This is a genomic window from Arsukibacterium sp., from assembly GCF_033722355.1.
Classification (GTDB): Bacteria; Pseudomonadota; Gammaproteobacteria; order Enterobacterales; family Alteromonadaceae; genus Alishewanella.
Window position 1 is genome coordinate 25,989 of record NZ_JAWVZF010000014.1, and the last position, 7,637, is coordinate 33,625.

Annotated in this window: 10 protein-coding genes; all 10 read left to right on the forward strand. The window is 47.7% G+C overall.

What is annotated here, in order from left to right; all coding sequences use genetic code 11:
• Positions 1–164 precede the first annotated feature (164 nt).
• Positions 165–1,142: a calcium/sodium antiporter gene (locus tag R3177_RS03105; RefSeq protein WP_318969574.1), complete on the forward strand. Its 978-nt coding sequence runs from the start codon at positions 165–167 to the stop codon at positions 1,140–1,142.
• A 25-nt stretch (positions 1,143–1,167) separates the two neighbouring features.
• Complete coding sequence (locus R3177_RS03110; protein WP_318969575.1) at positions 1,168–2,136, forward strand: KpsF/GutQ family sugar-phosphate isomerase; 969 nt, start codon at positions 1,168–1,170, stop codon at positions 2,134–2,136.
• A complete protein-coding gene (gene kdsC, locus R3177_RS03115) occupies positions 2,137–2,691 on the forward strand; it encodes a 3-deoxy-manno-octulosonate-8-phosphatase KdsC (RefSeq protein ID WP_318969576.1) in 555 nt (184 codons plus the stop codon).
• Positions 2,688–3,245, forward strand: coding sequence for an LPS export ABC transporter periplasmic protein LptC (gene lptC / locus R3177_RS03120; RefSeq protein ID WP_318969577.1), 558 nt, complete (start codon positions 2,688–2,690; stop codon positions 3,243–3,245). Before kdsC ends, lptC begins: the two co-directional genes overlap by 4 nt.
• A complete protein-coding gene (gene lptA / locus R3177_RS03125) occupies positions 3,232–3,726 on the forward strand; it encodes a lipopolysaccharide transport periplasmic protein LptA (RefSeq protein ID WP_318969578.1) in 495 nt (164 codons plus the stop codon). The genes lptC and lptA overlap by 14 nt, the downstream gene beginning before the upstream one ends.
• A complete protein-coding gene (gene lptB / locus R3177_RS03130) occupies positions 3,723–4,445 on the forward strand; it encodes an LPS export ABC transporter ATP-binding protein (RefSeq protein WP_318969579.1) in 723 nt (240 codons plus the stop codon). The genes lptA and lptB overlap by 4 nt, the downstream gene beginning before the upstream one ends.
• A gap of 88 nt (positions 4,446–4,533) precedes the next feature.
• Entirely contained in the window at positions 4,534–5,988 is a 1,455-nt protein-coding gene (locus tag R3177_RS03135) for an RNA polymerase factor sigma-54 (RefSeq protein ID WP_413229057.1), read from the forward strand.
• A 26-nt stretch (positions 5,989–6,014) separates the two neighbouring features.
• On the forward strand, positions 6,015–6,302 hold the full coding sequence (hpf, locus tag R3177_RS03140) for a ribosome hibernation promoting factor (protein ID WP_019675250.1): 288 nt from the start codon (positions 6,015–6,017) through the stop codon (positions 6,300–6,302).
• A gap of 7 nt (positions 6,303–6,309) precedes the next feature.
• Positions 6,310–6,783: a PTS IIA-like nitrogen regulatory protein PtsN gene (gene ptsN / locus R3177_RS03145; protein ID WP_318969581.1), complete on the forward strand. Its 474-nt coding sequence runs from the start codon at positions 6,310–6,312 to the stop codon at positions 6,781–6,783.
• The gene (rapZ, locus tag R3177_RS03150; protein ID WP_318969582.1) at positions 6,780–7,637 is read left to right on the forward strand and encodes an RNase adapter RapZ; all 858 of its coding nucleotides are present in this window, start codon (positions 6,780–6,782) and stop codon (positions 7,635–7,637) included. The genes ptsN and rapZ overlap by 4 nt, the downstream gene beginning before the upstream one ends.

The following is a 7,637-nucleotide window of genomic DNA, read 5'->3' on the forward strand; positions in this document are numbered from 1 at the left end:
ACATCGGCATATTGTAAAGGTATTGCCCGGTAAAGTCGTTACAAAAAATCGTAACAAAGTGTGCGAAATAATCGAAGAGACGCCCAGCCGCAGGTTTTTTTGCAATTACCGGCAATAACGCGGAAAATAAAGCTAACATTACCCGTAAATTACAGGACAAGTCAGTGTCACCTCTTTTACTCGCTATTTTTTTTGTCGTTGTCGGCCTGGTGTTATTAATATGGAGTGCCGATCGCTTTGTATTCGGCGCGTCGGCTATTGCCCGTAACAGCGGCATTTCTCCGATGGTCATTGGCCTTACTATTGTGGCAATGGGTTCTTCTGCCCCGGAGATGCTGGTGTCTGCAACCGCCGCCTGGCAAGGAAAACTTGATACCTCTGTCGGCAATGCGATTGGGTCAAACATTACTAATATTTTGCTGGTTATAGGTGCTGCAGCCTTATTAAAACCGATTGCTGTATCGTCATTAACCTTACGTCGGGAATTTCCGCTGCTGCTGATTTGCACACTCTTTGGTTATTATTTGTTATCTGACAATTTATTAACCCGCTTTGAAGGTGTCGTTTTACTGGTTGCCTTTATCAGCTTTCTGGCATTGCTGGTATATTGGGGCAAACATGCCACCCCGGACGATCCCTTGATAGCAGAAATCAATGCTGATGTGCCAACCATACCGGTATCGACATTAAAAGCTGTGATTTGGGCAATTATTGGCCTGGGATTATTGCTGGCAAGTTCACAGCTTCTGGTGCATGGCGCAGTAACGATTGCCCGCTATGCGGGTTTGAGCGATCTGGTGATTGGACTGACGATTATCGCCATAGGCACCAGCCTGCCGGAGTTGGCAGCCAGTATTATCGGCATTTTAAAGGGTGAAGATGATTTAGCGCTCGGTAACATTATTGGCTCAAACATTTTCAATATCCTGGCAGTACTGGGTATAGGCGCAGTGATCGGTCCGGGTATTCTGGATGTCAATGCCGGGGGGCGTGACAGTTATGTCATGATCGGTGCAACTATTCTGATGTTGCTGATGTCAGTAAGACTAACCCGCATGCAGCGAATTAACCGGACAGAGGGTGCTATACTGCTGGCTGGATTTGCCGGCTATCAATATCTGCTGTTCTCGCAGGTGGCGTAATTTTTATATCCTTATGGCAAAAAATATGACCAACATTTTTAGTCACCGCGCCCTACAAGTGCTGCAAATAGAAGCCGCAGCAGTAAGTCAGCTGGCGCAGTACATCAATGCTGATTTTGAACAGGCTTGTCAGCTGCTGTTTAACAGCAAAGGTAAAGTTATCGTAATGGGGATGGGGAAATCAGGGCACATTGCCAATAAAATCTCTGCGACTCTGGCATCAACCGGCACCCCGGCCTTTTTTGTGCATCCGGCGGAAGCCAGTCATGGTGATTTGGGCATGCTTGCAACCGGTGATATTGTGCTGGCCATTTCCAACTCAGGTGAAACCGCCGAAATATTAACTATCCTGCCGGTGATCAAACGGCTGGGCATTACCCTGATTAGTATGTCAGGCAACCCGCAGTCTACGCTGGCAAAGTTATCTGATATTCATTTATGTGTCCGGGTGGAACAGGAGGCCTGTCCGCTTGGGTTGGCTCCAACTGCCAGCACAACCGCCACCTTAGCAATGGGTGATGCACTGGCTGTTGCTTTACTTGATGCCCGCGGGTTTTCTGCTGATGATTTTGCCTTGTCACATCCGGGTGGCAGCCTTGGCCGCAAGCTGCTGTTGCGATTAAGTGATGTTATGCATAAAGATGAACAGGTACCAATCGTGCCCCGCCATGCCACTATTAAGGAAGCGTTGCTGGAGATATCCGAAAAAGGCCTTGGCATGACTGCCGTGGTAAATGAGGACAAGAGTCTGGCCGGTATTTTTACCGATGGTGATTTACGACGTATTCTGGATTTGAGACTGGATATTCACAGCACTGCGATTGAACAGGTGATGACATCCCCCTGCACTACGGCCACTGCTGAAATGCTGGCAGGCGAAGCGCTGAAAATTATGCAACAGAAAAAAATTAATGGGTTATTGATAATCGACGACAATCAGAGGCCTGTCGGCGCCATGAATATGCACGATTTATTGCGGGCAGGGGTAATGTAAATGTCGCTCTTTGCAGAGTTATATCAACCCGTTACCGAAGACATTCTGAGCCGGGCCAGCAATGTTAAGCTACTGATCTGCGACGTAGATGGGGTATTCTCCGATGGCCGGATCTATCTGGGTAACGATGGCGAAGAGCTGAAGGCATTCCATACCAGAGACGGCTATGGCATTAAAGCGTTGCGTCATGCCGGTATTGAGGTTGCGATTATTACCGGCCGCACTTCTGCTATTGTTGAGCAGCGGATGCGCTCACTGACGGTATCCTATATATTTCAGGGACAGGAAAATAAACAGGCCGCGTTTGCCAAGCTGCAACAGCAGCTGGCATTGCCCCCCTCGCAGATTGGCTATATCGGCGATGATTTGTCTGACTGGCAGGTAATGCAACACTGTGGCCTGGCCGTCGCGGTGAAGGATGCCCATCCTTATTTATGTCAGCGGGCCCATTATGTCACGTCACTGCCCGGTGGCTTTGGCGCCGTGCGGGAGCTGACTGATTTACTGCTGATTAGCCAGCAGCAGTTCGAGCAATTTGATGGCAGCAGCTCATGAAAAAGGTACTATTTTTACTGGTCCTGGCATTGGTATCGACAGCAACTTATTTGTGGTTTAGTCCAACCGATTCATCTGATGCCAGTTACGCAGACCGTGAACTGTTACCTGACTATATCGCTGAACAGGTAACCCGGACACTTTACGATGAACAGGGATTTGTTGCTGACCTGATTCAGGCCGACCGGCTGGAGTTTTTTGAACGATTAGGGTTTACCCAATTCGAACAGCCCAGATATACGTTATTTGATGCAGAACACCAGGCGGCCTGGGCTGTCACCAGTCAGTTTGGTATTTGGTTACCGGAAGATAAGATTATTCTTGAACAGGATGTCAATATCAGTAACATCAACGGTAGCGAATTGCTTGAGCGGATACAGACGGCTAATCTTGAGTTATTGCTACCGGAAAAAACAATACAGACAACAGCAGCGGTCCAGATAATTGGCCAGGGCTTTTATATTAATGGTATCGGCTTGCAGGCAGATTTAACTGAACAGAATTTGCGTATTATCAAGCATCTGGAGACGGTATACACCAATGAACAGAATTAAGTATTTATTTCTCTGTACCCTGTTGTCAGCAAACTGTTATGCGGTTGAAGCCGACTATAGCCAACCCATTGCCATTACTTCAGATGATAACGCTACCTCGATCAAAGAAAATGTTTCTATTTACACTAATAATGTAGAAATCCGCCAAGGCAGCTTAAATATCAAAGCTGACCGGCTGGAAATCAATGCCAGTGCGGGTAAGGGCAATGAGATCTTTTTAACCACGGGTTCGCCGGTGCGCTACAGCCAGTTACTGGAGGGTGAAATACCTGTCACGGCAACGGCGTCTGAAATACGCTATGATCGTGCCAGCCGCACGCTGACCTTAAGTGGTAATGCCCAGCTGACCCAGAGTGGCAGCCAGGTACAGGCGGCTGTTATTCGCTACAATATTGAAACACAGCAAATCAGTGCGGAAAGTGGTGAGCAGAAAAAACGGGTAACCACCATTTTCACTCCGGAGAACAAGGAAAATCCATGAAGTTAGTGGCAGCGCATCTGGCCAAAAGTTATAAAGGCCGGCAGGTGGTGAAGGATGTCAGCCTGGAAGTCAGCGCCGGTCAGATTGTCGGTTTGCTTGGACCTAATGGGGCCGGCAAAACCACCACATTTTACATGATTGTCGGGCTGGTGCCGTCCGATAAAGGCACCATCACCCTAAATGAGCTGGACATTACTTTTGATCCCATTCATGCCAGAGCCCGGGCCGGTATCGGCTATTTACCCCAGGAAAGCTCTATTTTCCGCAAATTAACGGTGTACGAGAATTTGCTGGCAATATTGCAAACCCGTAAGGAGCTCAGTAATACGAAAAGAGAAGAACTGGCCGACGATTTACTGGAAGAGTTTCATATTGGCCATATCAAAAATAGCCTTGGTATGAGTTTATCAGGCGGCGAAAGACGCCGGGTGGAGATAGCCAGGGCACTGGCGGCTGATCCAGCTTTTATTTTGCTGGATGAACCCTTTGCCGGAGTCGATCCGATTTCCGTTCTGGACATTAAAAAAATTATCCAGCATCTTGGTCAGCGTGGGATCGGCGTTTTAATCACTGATCATAACGTCAGGGAAACCCTTGATGTCTGTGAAATGGCTTATATCGTCAGCCACGGTGAGCTGATTGCTGCAGGGCCGCCTCAGGAAGTATTAGTTAATCAGCAGGTTCGTGATGTATACCTTGGCGAGCAATTCAGGCTATAGTTAAGAAAAATAATAAACGCCAGCCTCAGGAGAAAAATAGACGTAAATGAAACCCTCTTTGCAACTTCGGCTAGGTCAGCAACTTACAATGACGCCTCAGTTACAGCAAGCCATTCGCTTACTGCAACTGTCAACCATTGAGCTGCAGCAGGAAATACAGGAAGCACTGGATGCTAATCCATTGCTGGAGAGCGAAGATGAATTTGAAAGCTTCTCTGCCGATCCCGATAGCAGCGATGTTAACGATAACGATGTCCGTTCCGCTGCAGACGAAAGTAATGAGAGTGCCCAGGAAAGCCTGACAGAAATCGGTGAACGTGACAGCAGTGAATCAATGGCCGAGCAATGCCTGCAGGATGACCTGCCGCTTGACAATAACTGGGATGATCTGGTCAGTGCCGCACCGGTCAGCGCCGGTTCTCCCCCTGACGAAGATATGGTATTTCAGGGTGAAACCAGTGAAACCCTGCAGGATTATCTGCGTTGGCAAATGCAGTTAACCCCCTTCTCTGAAACTGATCTCGCGATTGCCGAGATTATTATTGAAGCGATTGATGAAAGCGGCTTACTAACCATAGACGTCGCTGACATACTGGAATCACTTGGCATGCCCGATGTGGAAGAGGACGAAGTGGAAGCGGTAATCAAGCGGATCCAGCTGTTTGATCCTGTCGGCGTAGGTGCCCGGACTATTGCCGAGTGCTTACTGGTGCAACTGCGCCAGTTTGACCCCAATACCCCCTTTTTACAGCAAGCCCAGCATGTCATAAAAGACCACACTGACTTTTTAGCTAACCGGGACTTTCGTTCTTTAATGCGGGTGACTAAACTCAAAGAAGATGAGCTGAAAGAAGTGATGCGGCTTATCCTGAGTTTGAATCCCAGACCAGGTGCCGATGTGATCCGCCAGGAACAGCAATACGTTATTCCGGATGTATCAGTAAGCAAAGTTAAAGGTCGCTGGCTCGTGGAACTTAACCCGGATGCCATGCCCAAAGTAAGAATAAATCAGCAGTATGCGGCGATGTCACGAACCGCAAAAAATACCGCCGATACCCAATTTATCCGGTCTCATCTGCAGGAGGCAAAGTGGTTTCTGAAAAGTCTGGAAAGCCGTAACGAAACCTTGTTAAAAGTCGCTAACTGCATTGTGCAGCAACAACAGGCTTTTTTTGAACATGGCGAAGAAGCGATGAAACCGATGGTGTTAAATGACGTCGCAGAGATGGTTGGAATGCATGAATCCACCATCTCCAGAGTAACAACTCAGAAGTTTATGCACACACCCAGGGGAATATTTGAGCTTAAATTCTTTTTTTCCAGTCATGTCAGCACAGAAAGTGGTGGTGAATGCTCTTCCACGGCAATTCGCGCCTTTATTAAAAAACTGGTGGCAGCTGAAAACCCGGCCAAGCCACTGAGTGACAGCAAGATGGCGGATATTTTATCAGAACAGGGTATCAATGTAGCACGGCGCACCATCGCCAAATACCGTGAAGCCTTGTTTATTCCACCATCGAATCAACGCAAGACCTTGGTTTAGGTCAGCAAAACAGAAGGAAATCGTCTATGCAAATCAACTTAACCGGTCGTCATGTAGAAATTACCACTGCATTAAAAGAGTACGTAGACAATAAATTCGCCAAGCTGGAGCGTCATTTCGATCATATAAATAATGTACATGTGATCCTAAACGTGGAAAAATTGAAACAAATTGCTGAAGCTAAGCTCCATTTGAATGGCGGTGAGGTTTTTGCTGCATCTGAAGACGAAAATATGTACGCCGCCATCGACCAGTTAATTGATAAACTCGATAGGCAAGTTATTAAACATAAAGAAAAAGTAGCACGACACTAAATTAATTATGATCAACTTAAGCGCTATGCTAGCCGAGAACTGCACCAAGAGTGCAGTTCTTTTTAACAGCAAAAAACGAATACTTGAGTATATTGCCGAGCTGGCCCACCAGCGCTTACCCGACATCAGTGAGTACACCATACTTGAAGCGCTGATGACCCGCGAAAAGCTTGGCTCAACCGGAATAGGTGGTGGCATCGCGATTCCGCATGGCAAACTTAAAGCCGTTACTCAACCTATTCTGGTATTTGTTGTCACCAAAGACGCCATCGCCTTTGATGCTATTGATAATCAGGCGGTAGATATTTTTTGTGCCATCCTGATCCCGGAAGAACAATGTCAGGCGCATCTGACCACATTGGCTGGCATAGCCCGGCTGCTGAGCCAGAAAGAGCTGACCCGTAAAATCAGGCATGCAGAATCAGATGAGCATCTGTATGAACTGATTATCGATGCCAGCGAGGTAATGAGCGCATCATGAAACTTCTGGTTGTCAGTGGTCGTTCCGGATCAGGCAAGTCGGTTGCTTTAAGAGTATTAGAAGATCTTGGCTATTATTGCGTCGACAATATTCCCGTGAATCTGTTACCAACGCTGGCTACCACGGTGATGGGTCAGTATGAGCGGGTTGCGGTTAGTATTGATGTGCGAAACCTGCCACAAGAGCCTGATGAGCTTGCTGAAATTCTATCTTATCTGCCGCGTAAGCTCGATCTGACGATCCTGTATCTCGATGCTGACCATGCCAGTTTAATAAAGCGCTTTAGTGAAACCAGACGACTGCATCCATTATCACATCAGGCGATGTCGCTGGACGAGGCTATTTCAAGGGAACAGCAGTTACTGGATCCCATCTCCAGCCGCGCCGATTTATATATTGATACGACCGAGTTAAACGTTCATCAGTTAGCAGAACAACTGCGCGAGCGGATCCTGGGGCAAAAAACCGGCCGGCTGGTGATCCTGTTTGAATCATTCGGCTTTAAATACGGCATTCCCAAGGACGCTGACTTTGTTTTCGATGCCCGGTTTCTGCCTAATCCGCATTGGGAGCCCGATTTAAAACCGCTGACCGGTTTAGATCAGCCGGTAAAAGATTACCTGGCCTCGCAAGCCGTCGTCGCGAAATATACCTGGCAAATTAACACCTTTATCAGCAGTTGGTTGCCTCATCTGGAGCGCAATAACCGCAGCTATCTGACCATCGCCATTGGTTGTACCGGCGGCCAGCACCGCTCAGTCTATATTGCAGAGAGCCTGGCTGAAAGCTATCGCAGTCAGCGGGAAGACGTGCAAATTCGTCACCGCGAACTGGTTCGCCATCATGGCCACTAA

Coding starts and splice junctions, on each gene's coding strand:
- lptB (WP_318969579.1), top strand. CDS start 3,723: ATGAAGTTAGTGGCAGCGCATCTGGCCAAAAGTTATAAAGGCCGGCAG.
- R3177_RS03135 (WP_413229057.1), top strand. CDS start 4,534: ATGACGCCTCAGTTACAGCAAGCCATTCGCTTACTGCAACTGTCAACC.
- rapZ (WP_318969582.1), top strand. CDS start 6,780: ATGAAACTTCTGGTTGTCAGTGGTCGTTCCGGATCAGGCAAGTCGGTT.
- hpf (WP_019675250.1), top strand. CDS start 6,015: ATGCAAATCAACTTAACCGGTCGTCATGTAGAAATTACCACTGCATTA.
- ptsN (WP_318969581.1), top strand. CDS start 6,310: ATGATCAACTTAAGCGCTATGCTAGCCGAGAACTGCACCAAGAGTGCA.
- R3177_RS03110 (WP_318969575.1), top strand. CDS start 1,168: ATGACCAACATTTTTAGTCACCGCGCCCTACAAGTGCTGCAAATAGAA.
- lptA (WP_318969578.1), top strand. CDS start 3,232: ATGAACAGAATTAAGTATTTATTTCTCTGTACCCTGTTGTCAGCAAAC.
- lptC (WP_318969577.1), top strand. CDS start 2,688: ATGAAAAAGGTACTATTTTTACTGGTCCTGGCATTGGTATCGACAGCA.
- kdsC (WP_318969576.1), top strand. CDS start 2,137: ATGTCGCTCTTTGCAGAGTTATATCAACCCGTTACCGAAGACATTCTG.